Below are 20828 nucleotides of genomic sequence, written 5' to 3'. Positions count from 1 at the left end.
CCCGTTACTGAGTTGGCCGAACCGGCATCGTCTTTAGCTAAGATCGCTCCTGAAGCTACCGTAACTTTAACTGTGGCGGTCGAAGTTTTAGAAGCATCCAGTTTATCGGTGATGGTATAAGTTAAAGTATACACACCAGCCGGGGTATTCGCTGCAACTTTAACTTCTCCTGTTGTTGGATCCAAGGTTACTTTACCATTGCTGTCGTTGGTGCCATTGGTGATGGTTACATTAGTTAAACTTGCTTGTGCTCCGCCATTATAGGTATCGTTAGTTAAAACGTTCGCTACAGCTGTTCCACCTGTTACCGAATTGGCCGTGCCGTTATCATTTGCAGCCAATATTGCTCCACTTACCAAATGTACCGTAACAGTTGCCTGTTTTACATTTCCAGGATTTGCTTTATCTTCAATCTGATAAACCAGGGTATAATCACCCACCGGTGTATTCGGCAGCACTTTTACTTCACCAGTAGCAGGATCAATTGAAACATTAGGATGACTCGTCGATATCTGCGTAATAGTTACGTTTGTTAAAGTAGCCTGATTTCCATTCAACTTATCATTAACCAAAACATTTGCAACTGCAACGCCACCACTTACAGCATTTAATGTGCCTGCATCATCAACGGCATAAACACCTGTAGGCGTTACAGTAGGTGTATCGTTAGTTGCAGTGGTACCCGAAATATCCGTTACATTTCCGTTTAAAGGATTTTTCCCGGTAACTGTTGCTGTATTACTTACCGAACCTGAAGCTTTCTCCGCAGCAGTAATCGTGTAGGTTGCGGTAGCTGTAGTGCTTGCTCCGGGAGCTAAAGTTGTAGCACCTAAGGTTATTGGTCCCGTAACTTTACTATCGGTTACAACCAGATTATTAAGCGTAACGTTACCTGTATTTTTAACGGTAAATAAATAGTTGATGGTATTTCCGTTCAGATTAAGCGCACCGGTTTTAACTAAAGTAATGGCTGGCGACAAGCTAATATTAACATCAGCAGTAGCTGTTTTGGCTGCTGGTAATTCTGTAGTTTGTACACTTGCTGTATTGGTAATTTTTCCGCTGTTATTAACTGGCTTACCATTGTTATTTAAATCAGCCTGTGCTACATTATAAGATCCGCTGTAAGTCCAGGTCTCCCCTTTCTCTAAAATATTGTCGGCATTTCCCGTTTTTACCGGATTGCTCAAAGTTCCTCCCAATAATGCATCGCTCACCGCTACGTTGGTTTGACTGGCGTTTCCGGTATTGGCAACAGTTATGGTATAGTTAATCGTATTGCCGGCCTGGTTAACAGCAGCTACGTCTGCTACCTTGGTGATCGAAATTGATGAACAAACCGGAACACTTACAATAACGGTAAATGGATTACCTGTACAGCCACCTGCAACCGTCGCTTTCGGTGTTACCGTATAAGTTATGGTTTGAGCCGTATTACTGGTATTAATTAAAGTTTGATTGATGGTATTACCTGATCCACTCGCTGCTCCTGTTACATTGCTGTTTGAATTGATTGTCCAGGTAAATGAAGCTGGAACAGCATTTCCTCCATTGGCTGTGTTATCTACATTTGCCGTTTGAAGATTATAGCTGAAAGTCCCGGCACAATCAAGCGTTTTGGCATCATTGAATCCTTTTGGCGTTTGATAAATCATTACCGTAATCTGCGCACGACTTGCACTTTCGCAACTGTTCGCTGTTTGACTTGCATAATAAGTGCCGTTGGTTAAAGCTGTAGTCGATGCTAAGGCCGTTCCACCGGTTGAAGTACTGTACCATTTAATGCCTGTTCCGGTTGCTGTTAAATTCGCAACTGTGGCATTGGCAATTTCGCAGAAAGTTTGGTTGCTGGCTGTTGGTGCTGGCGTGGCGGTAATGGTTACCGTAATTTGCGTACGACTTGCACTTTCGCAACTGCTTGCTGTTTGACTTGCATAATAAGTGCCGTTGGTCAAAGCAGTAGTTGATGCTAAAGCAGTTCCACCGGTTGAAGTCGTATACCATTTTATACCAGTTCCGGTCGCTGTTAAATTTGCAACAGTAGCATTGGCAATTTCGCAGAAAGTTTGGTTGCTGGCTGTTGGTGCTGGGGTAGCAGTAATGGTTACTGTAATCTGCGCACGACTTGCACTTTCGCAACCGTTAGCAGTTTGGCTTGCGTAATAAGTGCCGTTGGTTAAAGCAGTAGTCGATGCTAAAGCCGTTCCACCGGTTGAAGTGGTATACCATTTAATACTGGTTCCGGTTGCTGTTAAATTCGCAACAGTAGCATTCGCAATTTCACAGAAAGTTTGGTTGCTGGCTGTTGGTGCAGGGGTAGCAGTTGTTACCGATACATCAAATGTAAAAGTAGCTCCGGTACAACCATTATAGCTTGGGCTAACCGTATAGCGTACCACAGCGTTTGCACCTGAGGTATTCGACAAAATTTGTGAAATAGGCGCTGAAACAGCTGTACTTTGGTTTGAAAATCCTGTAGCCGTTCCACTCACCAAAGCTGCTGTCCAGCTATAAGTTGTACCGCTAACATTGCTGGTAGGCGATACACTAAATGCTGAACCAGAACAGGTAGTTGTACCGGTAGCACTAGCTGTTAACGTTGGCACCACATAAACGGTAATGGTAAATGCATTGCCTGCACAACCCGAATAAGTTGGGGTAACGGTATAAGTTGCCGTTTCGAGCGTAGTACCAGAATTGGTCAGGGTTTGGTTTATCGCCAGCTGACTGGTTCCGGCAGTTCCACCGGTAATATTTGATGATGAAACAGTCGGTGCAGCCCAGGTATAGGTTGTTCCATTAGGCACATCAACCGGGCTAAAGTTAAAGCTACCGGTTTTGCAGATATAATAAGTTTGGTTTGCAATTACCGGACGAGGAGTTACCGTTACTGTTGCAGTACCCGAAATGGCATTGGTACAGCCATTGCCTGAAACAATTGCCCGATAGGTAGTAGTAACCGGAATATTGGTATAATTTAAAGTGGTAGTGTTATTTGTAATCGAAGTCCAGTTGATATTATCTGTTGATGACTCCCAGCGCACTACTGTTGAAGGTGCTCCTGTTAAATTTAAGGTTCCATTCGAACCTGAACATACTGTGGCGGCTCCTGTTATGGTTCCGGTTGAGTTAATGGTAACCGTATGTGTTGCACTTTTATTTCCGCACGGACTTGCTGCAACAGCAGTAATTGTTGCCGTACCACTGTAATTGGCCGACCAGGTTACACTACCTGTCGATGCATTAATAACGCCTGAAGCAGCCGGGCTAATACTATAAGTAATACCGGTAGTATTAGTTGCTGTAGCCGGATAGCTTTGTACGCCTGCCCCCTGGCAACGCGTAGATGTTGCGCCCGCAGCAAATACCGGAGTTGTTACCGCCGGACGAACTGTTACCGATCCGTTGGCAGTGGTAATGGTTGTTGATGGTAAAGCGTAAGTTGCCCGTATAGTGTAATTGTAAGTCCCGGCGGTTGATACGGTTCCGCTGTTAATGGTCAAAATGGTATTACCACCTGATGTAGTTGTACCATAAGTTAAACCCGAAGCACCTAAACCGGTGACCACGACTACAGGGGTTCCGGTAATTAGATAAGTAATGGTTGTGGTAGTTCCACCTACGCAAATCGATTGAGCATCTGTTCCCGCAGCCGATGTTAATACGATATCAACCGGGGTAACACTGGCTGAGGCAGTGTTATTGGAGGTTACAGGATCGTTTTGCGGCCCAGTTACTGTAGCTGTATTGGTATAGTTGCCAGAACTTTTTACAATGGCTTTGATGGTTAAGGTTACGGTTTGTCCTGAAGCCATACTTCCGATCGACCATAAACCGGTTGTCGGATCGTAGCTCGTTCCGGCAGTTGCCGTATTCGAAACATAGGTATAACCCGAAGGCAGGATATCAGTAGCCGAAACACCAATAGCATTACCTGTACCTGTAACAGCTCCCGATGCTACATCCGAATTTTTAACGGTAACTGTAAAATTAACGGTTGCTCCTTTTGCAGGCGATGCATTATCTACCGTTTTATTCATTACCAGATCGATATTACATAATGCAATAGTAACTGGTAGCGATTGTGAACTAATTCCGCAATCGAGCATAGAAGTGATGGTATATGAACCTGACACCGCAGCACGATAGGTTGATGAAGTCGCCCCCGAAATAGCCACGCCGTTAAAATACCATTGGTATGGTGCAGTACTATTAGGATCAGCACTCAATAAGGCCGAAGCACAGTCAGACTGTACAAAAGTTGGTTTACCAGCTTTCTCCGGAAATGGAGAAAGAAAGTTCGACATCGAGAAACCTCCTCCAGATTGTACCATGGCCACGGTAAGCCTGCTGTTACTGGTAATAAAAAACGAGCTTGGGTTACCTATATTGTTGTTATCAAAATCAATGGCATAAGCCCCGGTACTTCCCAGCTGTCTGCGTGTACCTACCCCACTAATGGTTTCAATATCAGTATTGGTAAAAGCCGGAGTACCACCGTTAGTGGTTAAGTAAATTTTATCGGTTGGACTTTTGGTAACCAGATAAGCAAAATACGGTAAGTCGGTTAAGTTATTGGCCCTGAATTTAGCAGTCTCTGCCTTTAAAGAGCCTCCGCAAGAATTTAAAGGCGCCAGGGTTGCAATATCAACCTCACAGTTATTTGCCGTTCCCGAATAGGCTACTACATTTTTTGTAGCCACGATTCTCGAGCCCGAAAACGGATCACCAACCTGAACGTTACCTGTTCCGGTTCCTGTTTCAACGCCATTCGGAAAGGTGATAAAACTACCTTCAGCTATCAGGTTATAGGTATTGGTTGATTGAAGCACTCCGTTATGATCAAAATTCATTACGGTTACATTCGTATTGGCTTCTGTAGCAACCACGGTAGTTTGCTCTGCGGTCTTATTCCCCTTTCCCCTGATCACCACATACTCGTTGCCCAGCGAGCTAACCGGCGGAACCGGGTTATAGGCACCATCACCACAGGCCTCCGGCGCATCTACGTTTATACCGGTATTCATTACTGCCGGACCAGATGTTTCTACCAAACTACCCAATGTAGCCTGTAAAAGATAACTTTGTCCTGCATTTAACGTCGTAATTGCCGTTCCATTTAGCTTAACAGTAGTGTTATTCTCAATGGCTAAAACGCTGTAAACCGGCCTGATAGTAGAAACTGAGGCAGCTACACCATTCAAATCTCCATCACGATAGTAACCTACTCTAAATGAATTTCCGATAGCCGCATCGCCAAAGCTGAAAAGTGAAGCATTTCCTTTAATATATTGGTCATTAGCAGAAGTATATGATCCTGCCGGAATATCATCCGAAGCAATGTTTCTCACATTTACAGCAATAGGGTTATTACCCGTTACAATAATACCTGCTCCATTTAAAATGGTATTAAGGCTGTTTTTGGCTAATCCAACAGGATTACCCGAGAACCTGTAAACTGCCGGAGTACCCGGAGTAGGCGTTAAGGTAGTAATCAGGGTACCGTCACTCTTCTGAATCGTTGCCGAAGTACCAGCTACGTTTGTAGATACGATAATTTCGTTTGCACTACTCCAATATTGCCATGGCGCCGGGGCAATATAATGTGTTTTATACGTTTGTGCATGAACTGAAGTGATGGAAAACATCAAAAACAATGATAAAATCATGAGTTTTAGATAATTTCCTTTTGGGTAACCTGAGAAGAGGAGCTGTATCAATTTATTCATTTTCCACCTGGGAATAATAGGGTAATTATTACTTAATAATTTCTCATCCGATGAGCACAACATCTTTTTGAAAAGCCGTTTCTAAAGAAGAATTAATCCTTTACGTTGATGTTATTGGCGTCAGCTTGCGAGAACTGAAAATGAACACTATTGAAGGGATAGACTACTATTTAAAAACTTCGTTTCGGAAGGTTGAAAAACCAAATACTTTTCTCAACATAAACAACCAAAAACTGTCTTTTGAATACTACAAAGTAAAGAAAAAAAGATAATAAGATTTTGTACATCTAGTCATAGGAGTGTTTAAAAAGATGTTTTTTTGACAATAATCAACAACTAAGTTCTAACAAGTATTATTTATAATACAGTTTTAAAACAAAAATGGAAATTTTTAAACATAAAAAAACGGAACAACGATTGCTTACAATCCCTTGTTCCGTTCGTTATAATAACAGGAAAAATCGATAAAAACGGTTTAAATTTTAGCCCTTATGCGGCTCAGTGTTTCCAGTCTGATCGCCAGAAAAGAGGCAATATGCTTTAAAGAAACACGGTTTATCAAATCAGGAAAGGAAACGAGAAATCTCTTATATCTTTTTTCGGCAGAAGAAATTCTGCACAGATAGGCACGCTCTTCAGCCGAACGATAATATTGCTCCATCATTTTTCTGCCCACAATATTGGCCTCAGTAAAGTTTTCGTAAAGGTATTCTGATAATACATGCGGAATGGCAATTAAGTCTACATCTTCCAATGCCTGCAAATACTCTTCCGAATCGCCTTCTACCCATAAATTACGTATCGTTCCTACCACTTCATTTTCTTTTGCAATCCAGGTGGTAATTTCCGCGGTTCCATCTTTTATAAAGCCTCTAACCACGCCTTTTACAATTAAAAACAGGAATTTATTGCGGTCTACCGGCGAAACCAGGTATTTATTTTTCTTATAGCTTACCGGAAAAGTATGCTGATTAATGCGTCTTTCTATTTCATCATTTAATGGATGAAACTTTTTAAAAATAGAGATTAAGGGCGAAAAATTATTGTATTTCTTCCACCTGTCCTCATCAGATAAGTTAACTGCAATCATAGAAGTTACTGTTGGGATAGACAATATACTACTTCAAAAAGTAGAACCACTACGTAATTATAGGAAGATTGATGCTAAAAAAGAAGTTTTTTTTAACTTTACTTAATCTTAAACAGAATATTAAAATTCCTTCTCTACCCCGAGACCGAACAAGGCAAAGTCATATTTAACCGGATCCAGCGGATCAAACTCCTTTAAATGATTGGTTAATTCTACCGCTGTTAACCAGTCTGTTTGTTTTCGGTTAATGAGCCCAAGCAGGCGCCCAACGCGATCTACATGCACATCACAGGGGCAAATCAGGTCTTTAGGCTTAAGTGTATTCCAGATGCCAAAATCCACTCCTTTATCATCAGCCCGGACCATCCACCTTAAAAACATATTTAAGCGTTTACAGGTAGATTTCTGCTTTGGCGAAGAGATATGCTTTTTGGTACGATGCGGGAAATCATCCAGTGAAAAGAAATACGCCCTGAAATAATTAAGGCACTGTTCAATAGAAACCTGCAACTGACCGGTTAAACAAACCTCCGAAGCATTAAATGTTTTTCCTACCCCATCAGCAACTTCCAGGTAAGCATCAAGAAAGATCTCCTGCTTAGGAATAAAAGCTTGTTCTAAACTCTCAAAATGGCTGTAATGCATTTTGAAAAAGGAGATAAAATACAGCAGGTCGGTATCGTTAAAAGTGCGGTGCTTAAAATTAAGCAAACGCTTTAAATCATTATCGCTATGGTTAAGCACAAAATCGTAAGGCGCATTATCCATCCGGTTAAGTAATTCACGGCACTTGTTAATGATGGTTTTACGCTGCCCCCAGGCCAGTACCGCAGCAAAGAAACCCGCAATTTCGATATCCTGCTTTTGCTCAAACAAGTGTGGTATACAAACCGGATCGTTCGCAATAAAATCGGGTCGGTTGTATTGTGCTACTTTACTGTCGAGAAAGTTTTTTAATTCGAGAAACTGCATGTTGTTTAATCTGTACAAGTAGAATTAAGGCTTCAACTGCTGTATATCACACTAAGCCTGTCGATTGCGTTTAAATGAGTCCTCTTAGCCAAAACCGTCATTTCGAGCGGAGCGCAGCAAAGCCGAGAAATCTAATAGCCTGTCGAAGCACGTAAACGTAAGTCCTTCGACAGGCTCAGGATGACAAACAATTTTGTGTTCTATTTTTTCTAAGCCAAAGCACGTTCGAGATCTTCCAAAAGATCATCTACATCCTCTACGCCAACGCTTAAACGCAACAGGTTATCGGTTACCCCTACTTTTTCGCGTTCTTCTTTTGGTATTGAGCCATGGGTCATTGTTGCCGGATGGTTAATCAATGATTCTACCCCGCCGAGCGATTCAGCCAGTGTAAATACTTTAAAGCTCGAAGAAATCCTGAAAGTTTCCTGTAAATCGGCACCTTTTAACGTAATCGAAATCATCCCGCCAAAACCGCGCATTTGCTTTTTGGCTACATCATGGTTAGGATGATCTTCGAAACCCGGCCAGTAAATTTTATCAACCTTAGGGTGTGTTTTTAAATAACGGGCAACGCGCTCGCCATTTTCGCAGTGCGCTTTCATCCTTAAATGAAGCGTTTTAATACCTCTTAAAACCAAAAAAGCATCTTGCGGTCCCGGTGTGGCACCACAGGCGTTATAAACAAACCAAAGGTCTTTGTACAAAGCCTCGTTATTGGTTACCAGAGCACCCATTACCACATCAGAGTGACCACCAATATACTTGGTTACCGAATGCATCACAATATCAGCGCCCAAATCGATCGGGTTTTGCAGGTAAGGCGAAGCAAAGGTATTGTCAACAGTCAGGATTAAATTTTTCGCTTTGGTAATTTTGGCTACCCCTTCAATATCGATAATCTGCATGGTTGGATTGGTAGGTGTTTCTATCCAAACCAGTTTAGTTTTGTCGTTAATATAAGGCAACATATTTTCGGGCTTAGAAAGATCCAGAAAATGGAATTTAATGCCGTATTTGCTGTAAATTTTGGTAAAGATACGATATGAACCACCATACAAATCATTTCCGGTAATTACTTCATCGCCCGGTTGCAATAAGCGTAACACGGCATCAGTAGCGCCCATCCCACTCGAGAAAGCCAAACCATACTTAGCATTTTCTAATGCAGCTAAACAATCTTCCAAAGCCTTACGTGTTGGGTTAGTACCCCTCGAATACTCGTAACCTTTGTTATCGCCAGGTGATTTTTGCCAGTAAGTTGAAGTTTGATAAATCGGAGTCATTACCGCTCCTGTTGTTGGATCAGGCTCCTGACCCGCGTGTATAGCTTTAGTTGCGAATTTCATATATATAGGGATTTGAGACGTGAGATAGGAGACTTGAGACGAGATCCAAATCTAATGCCTCAGTCTACTGTCTAATATCTCACATCTGATTTTACTTTCAAAGATTTTGAGACTTGAGACCAGATCCAAATCTAATGTCTCACATCTCAAATCTCATATCTCACACTAATACGCTCTGGCAAACAACACCCTTTGTGTAGATGGTTTACCTGAGTAAATACAAACACCATCTTCCAGTTTGTTATCTAAAGGGATACAACGGATGGTTGCTTTTGTTTCTTCTTTAATTTTTTGTTCAGTTTCAGGCGTTCCGTCCCAGTGTGCCGAAATGAAACCAGCTTTAGTATCTAACAACTGCTGAAATTCTTCGTAAGAATTGGCCTCTGTAATGTGCTCATCACGGTAAGCCAATGCTTTATTAAACATACTCTGCTGAATATCTTCGAGTAATTTAACCACATAAATATCCAAACCTTCCTGCGGAACAGTTTGCTTTACTTTAGTATCTCTGCGGGCAATTTCTACCGTTTTATTTTCTAAATCGCGACCACCGATGGCAATACGTACCGGCACACCCTTCATTTCGTAATCGGCAAATTTAAAGCCAGGACGTTGTGTGTCACGATCATCATATTTTACCGAAATACCCATACCTTTTAAACGCATACTTAGCTCGTTAACGTATGCCGAAATTCTGGCAAGGTCTTCATCATTCCGGTAAATCGGAACAATTACTACCTGTATTGGCGCCAGTTTTGGTGGGATAACCAGGCCTGAATCATCACTATGTGCCATTATTAAAGCACCCATTAAACGGGTTGATACCCCCCATGAGGTTGCCCATACGTGATCTAACTTACCATCTTTACCAGTAAATTTAACATCAAAAGCTTTGGCAAAATTCTGGCCTAAAAAGTGCGAAGTACCAGCCTGCAAGGCTTTACCATCCTGCATTAAGGCTTCGATGCAATAAGTATCTAAAGCACCTGCAAAACGCTCATTGGGCGACTTGCGTCCTCTTACTACCGGAACAGCCAGCCAATTTTCGGCAAAATCTGCATAAATATGCAACATGCGTTCTGTTTCTTCAATTGCTTCTTCGGCAGTTGCATGTGCCGTGTGGCCTTCCTGCCATAAAAACTCTGCAGTACGTAAAAACAAACGCGTACGCATTTCCCATCTTACCACATTAGCCCATTGGTTAATTAAAATCGGCAAGTCGCGGTACGACTGGATCCAGCCTTTGTAAGTATTCCAGATAATGGTTTCGGATGTTGGACGTACAATCAGTTCCTCTTCCAGTTTAGCGGTTTCATCTACTACAATATTTCCACTTCCGTCATTTTTTAAACGGTAGTGTGTCACAACTGCACATTCAGTGGCAAATCCCTCAACGTGAGAAGCTTCCTTAGAAAAAAATGACTTTGGAATGAATAATGGGAAATAAGCATTCTGGTGACCTGTATCTTTAAACATTTTATCCAGTACTGCCTGCATTTTTTCCCAAATAGCGTAACCATTTGGCTTAATAACCATGCATCCGCGAACAGCAGAGTGCTCGGCAAGGTCGGCTTTTAATACAATATCATTATACCACTGCGAATAATCGGCTTCCCGGCTTGTAATTTCTTTGCTCATCTTATGTATTTGGAACGTAATTTGTATGTTAAAAACTGTAGAATTAGAGGACAAATTTATAAATTTATGCCTACAAAAGTTTAACAAAATATTATCATTTATTTAATTGTTGTTTTATGCTACTAATTAAATAGTTATATTTGAATAAATCCCGATTTCGCATGCACACACACAACTAAATATAAACACAATGAAACCAATTAAATTACTCCCCATTGTAATGATTGCTACCGCAGGATTGGTGGCGTCATGCTCTACATCAAAATTGGCTCAGAACAAGTCAAATGATGATGTTTATAACTCCGTGGCGAAGGCCCGGGAGGTTGAAATTGTTCAGGTACAGCCACAGCAACAGGCTCGTAACCAGGGACAATACGACAACCAGGAATACGACGAATATTATGGTACCAGTAATCCTTACTACGATATGGATTACGCATCGAGGATAAACCGTTTTTATAATGGATATAGCTTTCAGGGCTATTACGACCCTTATTTCGATAATTACTACTATGGCAACAGCTATGGTGCCTCCAACTATTTAGGTTTTGGCCTGGGCTGGAGCAACGGTTACGGCTTAGGCTGGGGTGGCGGATTTGGCGGTGGCTGGGGCTATGGCAGCATCTGGAATAACCCTTTCTATTACGGCAACTATGGTTACGGCTGGAACAATCCATGGGGTTGGAACTCATGGGGACCATACTCTTACTACGACCGTTATGGTTGGGGCGGAGGCGGTTACTACGGCGGTGGCTGGGGTGGCGGCTATTACGGCGGCGGTGTGTATACCAATAGAAATTACAGACCAAGACCAGGCAGCGATGATCGTGGAGTACCTAGATACGGAAGCGGCGCAGCAAACAGTGGCAGACCAGGCAGATCTGGTATAGCCAATCAAAATGGCGGAGTTTCTTATGTGCCTAATAACAACGCCGGCAGACCGGTAAGAAATCAGGTATCAGGGGGGTATACTCAAAACCAGGGTGCACAAAGTGGCAGACCTACCAGAAACGATAATTATGCACCTCAACCTCAGAGCAGCAGGCCTACAAGAAATGAAAGCTATAATCCTCCTGCAAGAACCGAAAGCAGACCTAGCTACTCTCCTCCACCATCAAGTGGCGGCGGCGGCGGTGGTGGTTCAACCGGCGGCGGTGGCGGCGGCGGAGGTTCACGTCCATCAAGAGCAGGAAGAGGTTAATCAATTTAAACACACAAGATGAAGAAATATATTTTAGCTTCGCTAGTAGCTACAGTAGCTGCTATGGGAACGGCTTACGCCCAAAGTTATGCACCAGATGCTTATCGTTTTTCTCAAACCAATTACGGCTCTTCAGCCAGATTTAAAGGTATGGGAGGTGCACAAATTGGTGTAGGTGGAGATATTGGTTCGATCAATGCCAACCCTGCCGGATTGGGCTTGTTTACCAAATCAGAATTTAGCATTACGCCAGAATTTAATAGTGTTTCCAATCAAAGTGCTTTTTTAGGCAATAGCATTAAAGCAGATAAAAGCCAGATTAACCTAAACAACCTTGGTGTTGTTTTTTATAGCCCTGCCGCCAGAATGAAAGGCAGCGATGTAAGTAAAGGTCTGGTAAGTAGTGTTTTTGGTTTAAGTTACACCAGAAATAATGATTTTTTAAATAATATCAGTTACAATGGCACTAACACAAACAGCTCAATCAGGGATGCTTATGTTGACCAGGCTAATAATTATGGCACTACGAATAGTATAGCCGGAGATGCTTATAACAGCTATTTAATTAACAAAAACACGCCAACTTTCCCGAATCAATACTCGGCAGAACCCTACAACAATGCTACCTTTAAACAAAACTGGGATGAAGCACGTTTAGGTTCTACTTCTGAATTTAACGTAGCAGGTGCGCTTAATTTTGGCAACAAAGTTTACATCGGTGCTACAGCCAGTTTTGTAAATGTAAAATACACCAGCGATGCTACTTTTACTGAATCTGGTATTCTTAATTCGTATGATGATGGTGCAACTGTACCAATCTATAACGGAAATGAGAATTATAACCTTACGCATTTCAGAAACCAGGAAACAAAAGGTGGAGGTTTTAACTTAAAACTGGGAATGATTTTCAGACCGGTTAACGAGTTAAGAATCGGCTTGAATTTCCAGACACCAACATGGATGAACCTGGAAGACAATACTGCCGAAACTTTACAGGCAAATACTTTAGGAAATGCAACCACTGCACCAACAAGTTCGAATAATGCGAGCAGATACTATACTTTCAGTTATAATTTACGCACGCCGCTTAAAGCTTCTGCTGGTTTAAGTTATGTAATTGCCGGTACTGCTTTAATATCTGCTGATGTGGATTATGTAGATTATTCTTCAATGCGTTTTTCTGCTGATAACAATTCAGATATTTCAACCATTAACAGCTCTAACGATTTTATCAAAAACTCGTACAAAGAAACCGTGAACTACCGTTTCGGTGCCGAAGTAAAGGTAACCAACGAAGTGAGTTTAAGAGGTGGTTACGGTGTAAACGGAAGTGGCATTAAAGGTGGAGATAACAAATTTTACCAAGGCCAGTATTTCACCGGTGGAATTGGTTACAGAGTAGATAACTACTATTTCGATTTGGCTTATCAGAATTACAAAACCAATTTTAATTCGAGCCCTTACGAACTGAATGATTACTCAGAACCTGTAGCCGATGTTAAAAGCAACAGAAACAATGTTTTTTTAACTTTTGGTGTAAGATTTTAAGCATTAAATTAACTTAAAACAAGGAGCGTCCGTTTTCACACAGAAAGCGGACGTTTTTTTGCTTAAAACAAAAAAGGATACCCAATCCTGGGTACCCTCATCATTATTTACTAACCGTATTTATTTTAATTCACGTCCCACCACAACCTGTCGGTAATTTTGGCTTTTTGTTGTGGCTGTGGGTTCGCAGTGATTTCGGTATTTGGATAAAGTACGCGTCTCGGAATTTCTGAAAGCGCATTCTTCACTTTCGTTAAAGCCGGGAATCCGGTACGGCGCCAATCGGTATAATTTTCTGCATTGAGGAAATTGGCAATAGATTTTTCTTCCATAATTAAACGGAGTGCATTTGCAGCGGTAAGTGTACCTCTAGAGGTGATATAGGTATTCATATCGGTAGTGCCCACCCCTACTTTGGTCATGTGTTGTTTAATACCATCCTGGTAAAAAGGTTGTGCCGCAGCAAAGCCCGATACTACCAGGGTGGCTTCGGCTTTAATAAATAAAGCTTCGGTATAATTAACCAGGTAATTATTGGCATTGGCTCCAGCATAAAAATCAGCAGGGATTGAATAGGCCTCCAAACTGCCAATTTCATCTAAGCCAATCTGCCTGCCAGTATATAAACCAGTTTGTTTGGCAGGTTTAACCATTTTGCTTAAACGCGGGTCGTTACGTGTGGTAAAAGCATCAACAAACGTATTGGCCAATACAAATGTGGTACCCGGTAAAAAGTTCTGTTGCCATGGGTTTTCTGCACCTGCAGCCCCACTGAAAGCAATTTTAGCATCATCATCATTACTTTGCATGCCATTTGTTAAAGCAGTTAAAGCCAGTTGTGCCTGCGCGGCTGCTGTATTTCCGGGCGCCTTGCTTAAGTGCATATAATAACGTGCTTTTAAAGTATAGGCCAGTTTTCTCCACTTTGCCATATCGCCGGCATACATATAATCGTCGCTACCTGGTGTTAAACCCGTATTTTTAGCAATATCAGCAATGCCATCATCCAGTAACGATTGGATCTGAACATAAATTTGTTGCTGACTATCATAAGTTGGGTTTGGCTGGTTTATCCCCAAAAAAGCCTGACTGTAAGGAAGATCTCCCCAGGCATCGGTTGCATAACCTAAAGTATAAGCCGTAAGGATTTTAGCTATTGCACTATATTTAGGATTACCATTGGTGGCAGCCTTAATTTTTAATAAATTCAGGTTATTCAGCGTCCGCACATACACATTGTTCCAATCGCCATCCATATCCACATTATACATCAGGTAAGTACCAAAATTTGGTGCCACCTGGTTAAGTGCCATTACCTGCAGGTATTGTTGCAACACCAAACTTAAATTTCCATCGCCACCTGCATTTATATTTTGCGAAATGAGCATTTGTATAGGCGGCAACATCAACGATTCTTTTACATCAATAGGCCTGTTGGGATCATCGTTTACATCGAGGTATTTTTTGCATCCGGCCAGCGCCACCATCAGGGCAAAGGCTAAAATAAAATATATCTTTTTCATGTTATTTCTTTCTAATTATTAAGGCTTACAAAGTTAATTTCAAACTAAAATCAACCGATCTTGAGGTTGGTGTAGAGAACGAATAAATTCCCTGCGAACCATTTGATGAACCAAACGAACTTACTTCCGGATCGCCACCGGTAAAGTGCGGTGCATAAATCCAAAGGTTGCGTCCTGTTACCTGAAAACCAATGGTTTTGAAAGGCGTTTTTTGCAGCCAGGTTGGTTTAACATTGTAGCCCAGGCTAACATTACGCAATTTCACATAGGTTCCATCCTGAATTACAGACTCTAACACGCTGTTGGCACGCTGATAATAAGCCTGCCCTAACACCGAAACGGTATTGGGTAAACCGGTTGTGGCATTAACACCTTCTACCACGCGCGGACCACGATCTTCGGTTACCTTTGGTGTACCATAGAAATAGCCGTAACCATCCACATTGTTTTGAATATCGCCACCCTTTTTCATATCAAAAGAGAAACTGAAAGTAAACTGCTTGTACTTGAAATTGTTAACAATACCACCCATCCAATCCGGATTAATATCGCCAATAATGCCTTGCGTATCGGCAGCAAATGGAAGGCCGCCATCATCTGTTAACAGTTGACCCGAAGCATTACGCGCATAGCGGGTGCCATAAATTACACCGTAAGGCTGGTTAACAAAAATAAAGGTAAAGCCATTGCCAACCTGGTTCAGGTCTTTATAAATAGAAAGTACTTTGTTTCTGATACGGCTGTAGTTAACGGTTAAATCCCAGCTAAAATCTTTGGTAACAATAGGTTTGGCGTTTAACAACACCTCAATACCCCGGTTACGCATCGATGCAGAGTTTACACTGGTTGCATTAAAACCTGTTGAGGGCGCCAAAGCAACCGATGGGATGATCCCGTTTTTAGTTTTCTTATCAAAATAAGTAACCTCTAATCCGATACGGCTTTTAAAGAACCCGGTTTCTAAACCTACTTCAACCTCATTAATACGCTCATTTTTAAGGTTCGGATTGTTAAGTACCTGGCTAATTAAAAAACCCGATTGTCCCTGGTAAGGAAAGGTTGTATTTCTAACCGTTTGCGATTCGTACGGCGTAAGTAAGCTGTAGGCACCAATACTTGCATTACCAACTGTACTATAAGAAACCCTTAGCTTACCAAAGTTCATCACGTTAGAAAGGCCAGGCGAGAAGAAATTAGAGAAGATAAAACTTGTAGCAGCCGAACCATAGGGGTAAAAAGTATTGTCTTTAGCCAGTACCGAAGCTCCATCGTACCTTCCTGTTAGCGATAGGATAATAAATTTCTTATAATCGATGTTCGATTGCAGGTAAAAACCTACTTTCCGTGTGAGATAGCTGGTTTCGGTAAACTTAACTGTAGAAGCCGACCCAATATTGTTAAAACCCGGGATCGTAATGCCTAAGCCATTTGCATAACCGTTTTGCGAATAGGTAGAGATAATGTTGTTACCCAATAAGGCTTCAACGTTAAAATCGCCAAAACTTTTATTCGCATTCAGTATTAAATCATTGTTGTACTGCCTGAAATTGGTATTATTATTTACAATTCTTCCGTTTGGATTAGAAACAGACAGCAGCGACTCAGTATATTTACCCTGTTCTACATATACATCGGCACCAAAACGTTCTGTAATGGTTAACCAGCTTAAAGGCTTATAATCGGCCGTAAATGTGGGTAGGAAACGGTTAACCACCGAGGTATTGCTAATGTTATCTAACACCCAGTAAGGATTGTTACGAGAGAAACGGAATAAACGCTGGCTCCCGTCGGGGTTTACCGAAGGTTGCAGATCGTATGATACCGGCGCCGAAAAAATAGTCCATACCGGACTCTCCAGGGCATAACCTTCCGGCAGACGGCGATTTTTAGTATTGGCATAATTTAAGGAAAAAGTAACATTTAAGTCTTTTACAATTTGTGTAGTAAATTTTCCGAAAAGCGTATTGCGATCAAATGATGAAGTGGGCACCGTTCCATCCTGTGCAAAATTGGTGTAAGACAGGAAATAAGAATTGTAGGCTCCTCCGCCGGTAATGGCTACTGTATTGGAGTACGTTTTACCTGTTTTAAAAAACAAATCTGACTGATCATACACCTGTGCAGGCTGACCGTTAATTTTTAAGGTATCCATTCTGGCACCCCATGAGGTACTTGTTTTTTGGTTTACCCCATCAAAGTATACCCCGTTAGAACCCAGTGAATATTTATTCTGAATTTCTGGCAATAAAGGTTTCTCCATCGAAAAAGAAGAAGAAAAGCTGATACTGGGTTTCTTATTCAGGCTACCAGCCTTGGTTGTGATGATGATTACTCCTTTTGCACCATCTGATCCATAAAGCGCAGTTGCGGCACCACCTTTTAACACATTTATGCTTTCAATAATGTTTGGATCAAGATCGGCAATACGGTTGGTACCAGGTCCTGAGTTCAGGTTACCTGTCTCATCATTATTAACAGGAATACCATCAATTACCATCAAAGCCTCGTTATTACCATAAAGTGAGTTGGCACCCCTGATTACAATTCGGGATGAACTCCCCGGCGTACCCGATGAGCTGGTAATCTGTACACCCGAAACCTTCCCGGCCAATGCATTTACCAGGTTGGGTTCTTTCGATTGCGTAATCTGATCACCTTTTACCTCTTGTGAGCTGTAGGTTAAATTTCGCTTTTCGCGTTTCACCCCCAAGGCAGTTACAACAATTTCATTCAGGTTTTGCTGGTCTTCGCTTAATACAATGGTTATGTTGCTTTGCCCACTATAGGCAAATTCTTTACTGGCATAGCCAATCCCACTAAAAACCAGTGTTGCCGGATTTGCAGCTTTAATTGAAAATATCCCCTTCGCATCAGAAGAAGTACCACCTGTAGTTCCTTTTATTTTTACCGATATACCTGGGATTGGCTGCCCCAGTGCATCGGTAATTTTCCCGCTAATGAGCGACGTTTGTCCATAAATCTGCACGAAACAGAGCATGGCCAACGTGAACAAAGTAATCTTTAATTTGGTCATTGTGTTGATTTTAGTTAGTAGTATGACCAAAATTAGGCTTATAAAAAGCCAGATTGAACGACGATTTTAACCCGTATTAACCGAAAATTAACGCAAATGTTACAATCGTTATAAATACGCTAATAAATCAGAAATTGTGAAGATAATTATTTAAAAGAATCCATAGTTCGTAGCATGACCTGATAGCTATCGTATGGGAACCCTAATGCATTGGCTATACTTATCTACTGGTTGGTGTTGCACCAACCAGCTTAGCTACCATCATCTGTTGACCGTAATCTCCTGCTCGCCGTAAACCACGCCTTTATCGGTTACACCCTGTACAATAATTTTAAATTTGCCGGTAATATCACCAGTGTTGAATTTTAAAGGTGTTTCGCCGTTTATCAATACCTGATAGTTCCAGTAAACGGTGGCGAAATTGATGGGTTCATTTTTATTATTGATGTCAGCTATGTAAAATTCTTTGGGAAGATTAATACCGCGCAGGATAACCAGATTAGGCTTATGCTCCTGCCCTACGCAGCCCTGATAAACTGTACTTCCTGTTCCGCCGGCAATTTTATACACCTCTCCCTTCATGGGGCTCTTGTTACCGGAGTTCCCAAAGTGATTCGGACAATTTAAAATATTATACATGCAAACATAATCTCCGCAAGCGTTGGCGAATGCATTTTTAGCAAAATCAGTTCTTTCGTCTTTTACCTTTTTGATGATCACATCTTTGAGCCTGATACCCGCCGTAGAGGTAATACTCATGTTATTTTCGTTAATGGTGCCGGTCTTCGTATTGGGCAAAACATAAACTTGCTGCCTCAGGTACTTTTTCAGTTCGCTTTGCGGTTCGTTAATTTTTAATTCGTATTGGTCAAATTTACTGGTCGACATGGTTAACCATACCGACAGCCGGGGTTCGTTAACAACCAGGCTGGAATATGGAATACTAAAATGCCCCAGACTATCCGTGTTTAAAAAATTAAGGTTGGTCCCGGCAATAGTCGACAGCCCCATCGGCATATTAAGCTTCTTATTTTTGCGGGTAATTACCCCTTCATATGCCAAGCTACTAAGCTGCCTATCCTGATCGCGCGGATTAATTTGAATTTCAGGCCATTTATATTTCCTCCAGCCTTTAATTAAAAGTAATTCATCCAGATAACCAATATCGGCGTAGGTCAGGCCAAAACTATTTGCAGAAAATTCTTTAAGGTTATGCAGGTAAAAATAATCTACAATATTGGTTTCGTTAGCCAGCAGCATGCGGTTGGCCTGCACGCAGGAAATAGAAACCATTCCTACAAGCGGCTTTTTATCGCGATCTGTAATATTGAGCTTCAGTTTTACACTATCTCGGGTAAAATATTCTTGCTGCCCTGCAGCTACATTAACGGTATTAATCTGATCGTAATGTGCAAAGAAAATCCTTTCGGCCAGTGGTTTGTAATTGCTATCTAAAACGGTAACAGCCTGTAAACCGGCAGGCACAGAATCTAACTGGAAGCGAACATTTTGAGGACTACCCGCAGTTAAAGTTAATGGTGTTTGCAGAAAAATATCAGAGAAATTATGCACCAACAAATGCACTTTGGCAGCGATATTCGCTTCTACCCTTATTTTAAAATCGTTATTGGCCACCGCCGATCCTGAAGTTAACACCAACCCTTTATTTAAAATGCCCGGCAATTCATGAATTCCCTTTTCTCCCTTCTCAGTCAAAAGCCTTACGGTATATTTTTTGGTTAACTGCGGTTGAAGCATAAAAGCACCCAGGCCCATGGCATTTGTCGCAATTGTATCCAGTATTTCATTATCTGCATATAAAACTGCTTTGGCTTTAAGGGCTGCTCCTGCGGCATCTTTAACTTCAAAACCCACTTTCGATACCAAACCATTAACCAGATAACCACCTTCAGGGTAAAATTTCACGGTATAGGGGCTGGCATTCCTCACCGGTAAACTAAACCGGGTATAACTGGTATCTTTTCCCTTTTTGATGCTGACAAAAAGTTCGTTATTATCGGCCGTAATCTGATCGGCAGGATAATCGATCATTAGCTCGCCAATTACACTGCTTTTAGCCGTTCCTGTTTGCATAATTTGCTTCCCCTTACCAATTTGATACCTGATCTGTGCATCCTCAACAAAACGGTTATCACTGGTTAAAATCCTGAGCAAAACCGTTCCTTTCCGCGTTTGCTCATCGTAGGGTTTAAACACAGAAATACTTTGATTTAAAGCTGTTATTGTAGTCGATTTAATGGTGATTGGCTGAATGAAAACGCCATCGGGCTGTCCGTTTACTTTTAAATTGGTGTTTGCCACAAAACGGTAAGCACCACCGGGTAAAGAATCAGGAAGGGTGAGTGCCCCGAACGAACAACCTTTATCTATTAAAAATTTCTGTTGCAACACCACACTGCTATCCTTATTGTTAACCAGCGATAAATAAAGTGTGTGGTATTGCTTCATATCCGTTATGGTTTTAAGCAAGTAAGCCGTAAACCAAACCTGATCATTGTTGGTATATACATTCTTATCAAAATGAACATAAAGCCCAGACTGGCTCTGGTTTAATCCGTAATTACTGAGATTTGTAGCTACACTATCGAGTTTAGCATCCTGTGCTTTTGCAGATACACATAGAAAAAGCAATAAAAAAGCGATTAGCCGGGATATTGAAAGCATAATGGTAAGTATGCTTAAAAATCAGGTTTTTATTTTAATTATTCAAAAAATGGGTGACG

The 20828-nt window shown here is 41.5% G+C and carries 10 protein-coding genes; 2 read left to right on the top strand and 8 right to left on the bottom strand.

Features of this window, described 5'->3' with window-relative positions; all coding sequences use genetic code 11:
• From BLR37_RS18140 to proS, 5 genes are all read right to left on the bottom strand, one after another.
• Positions 1-5729: DUF7507 domain-containing protein (locus BLR37_RS18140; RefSeq protein ID WP_167356641.1), on the bottom strand; the 5729-nt coding region annotated here is incomplete at its 3' end.
• A 475-nt stretch (positions 5730-6204) separates the two neighbouring features.
• Complete coding sequence (locus BLR37_RS18135) at positions 6205-6819, bottom strand: Crp/Fnr family transcriptional regulator (protein ID WP_090771033.1); 615 nt, start codon at positions 6817-6819, stop codon at positions 6205-6207.
• A gap of 120 nt (positions 6820-6939) precedes the next feature.
• The gene (locus tag BLR37_RS18130) at positions 6940-7791 is read right to left on the bottom strand and encodes a TIGR02757 family protein (protein ID WP_090771031.1); all 852 of its coding nucleotides are present in this window, start codon (positions 7789-7791) and stop codon (positions 6940-6942) included.
• 209 nt (positions 7792-8000) lie between these two features.
• Positions 8001-9140 carry a cystathionine gamma-synthase gene (locus BLR37_RS18125; RefSeq protein ID WP_090771030.1) on the bottom strand — a complete coding sequence of 380 codons (1140 nt, stop codon included), beginning with the start codon at positions 9138-9140 and terminating at the stop codon, positions 8001-8003.
• Positions 9141-9305: 165 nt separating this feature from the next.
• On the bottom strand, positions 9306-10778 hold the full coding sequence (gene proS / locus BLR37_RS18120; RefSeq protein WP_090771028.1) for a proline--tRNA ligase: 1473 nt from the start codon (positions 10776-10778) through the stop codon (positions 9306-9308).
• 190 nt (positions 10779-10968) lie between these two features.
• Here proS and BLR37_RS18115 point away from each other — a divergent pair, with 190 nt between their 5' ends.
• Together BLR37_RS18115 and BLR37_RS18110 are read left to right on the top strand one after the other, a co-directional pair.
• Entirely contained in the window at positions 10969-11979 is a 1011-nt protein-coding gene (locus BLR37_RS18115) for a hypothetical protein (RefSeq protein ID WP_090771026.1), read from the top strand.
• An 18-nt stretch (positions 11980-11997) separates the two neighbouring features.
• The gene (locus BLR37_RS18110) at positions 11998-13527 is read left to right on the top strand and encodes an OmpP1/FadL family transporter (protein ID WP_090771024.1); all 1530 of its coding nucleotides are present in this window, start codon (positions 11998-12000) and stop codon (positions 13525-13527) included.
• Positions 13528-13652: 125 nt separating this feature from the next.
• Here BLR37_RS18110 and BLR37_RS18105 read toward each other — a convergent pair whose 3' ends face one another.
• From BLR37_RS18105 to BLR37_RS18095, 3 genes are all read right to left on the bottom strand, one after another.
• Positions 13653-15050 (bottom strand): SusD/RagB family nutrient-binding outer membrane lipoprotein, encoded by a 1398-nt coding sequence (locus BLR37_RS18105; RefSeq protein WP_090771022.1) that lies wholly within the window; start codon positions 15048-15050, stop codon positions 13653-13655.
• Positions 15051-15075: 25 nt separating this feature from the next.
• Positions 15076-18084: a SusC/RagA family TonB-linked outer membrane protein gene (locus tag BLR37_RS18100; RefSeq protein WP_090771020.1), complete on the bottom strand. Its 3009-nt coding sequence runs from the start codon at positions 18082-18084 to the stop codon at positions 15076-15078.
• Positions 18085-18345: 261 nt separating this feature from the next.
• Positions 18346-20769, bottom strand: coding sequence for a hypothetical protein (locus tag BLR37_RS18095; protein ID WP_090771018.1), 2424 nt, complete (start codon positions 20767-20769; stop codon positions 18346-18348).
• Between the last annotated feature and the right edge of the window lie 59 nt (positions 20770-20828).

This window comes from Pedobacter soli, assembly GCF_900101435.1.
In the GTDB taxonomy this organism is placed as follows: Bacteria; Bacteroidota; Bacteroidia; order Sphingobacteriales; family Sphingobacteriaceae; genus Pedobacter; species Pedobacter soli.
Note: the sequence above shows the minus strand (reverse complement) of the source record. Positions and strands in the feature narration are given on the sequence as shown.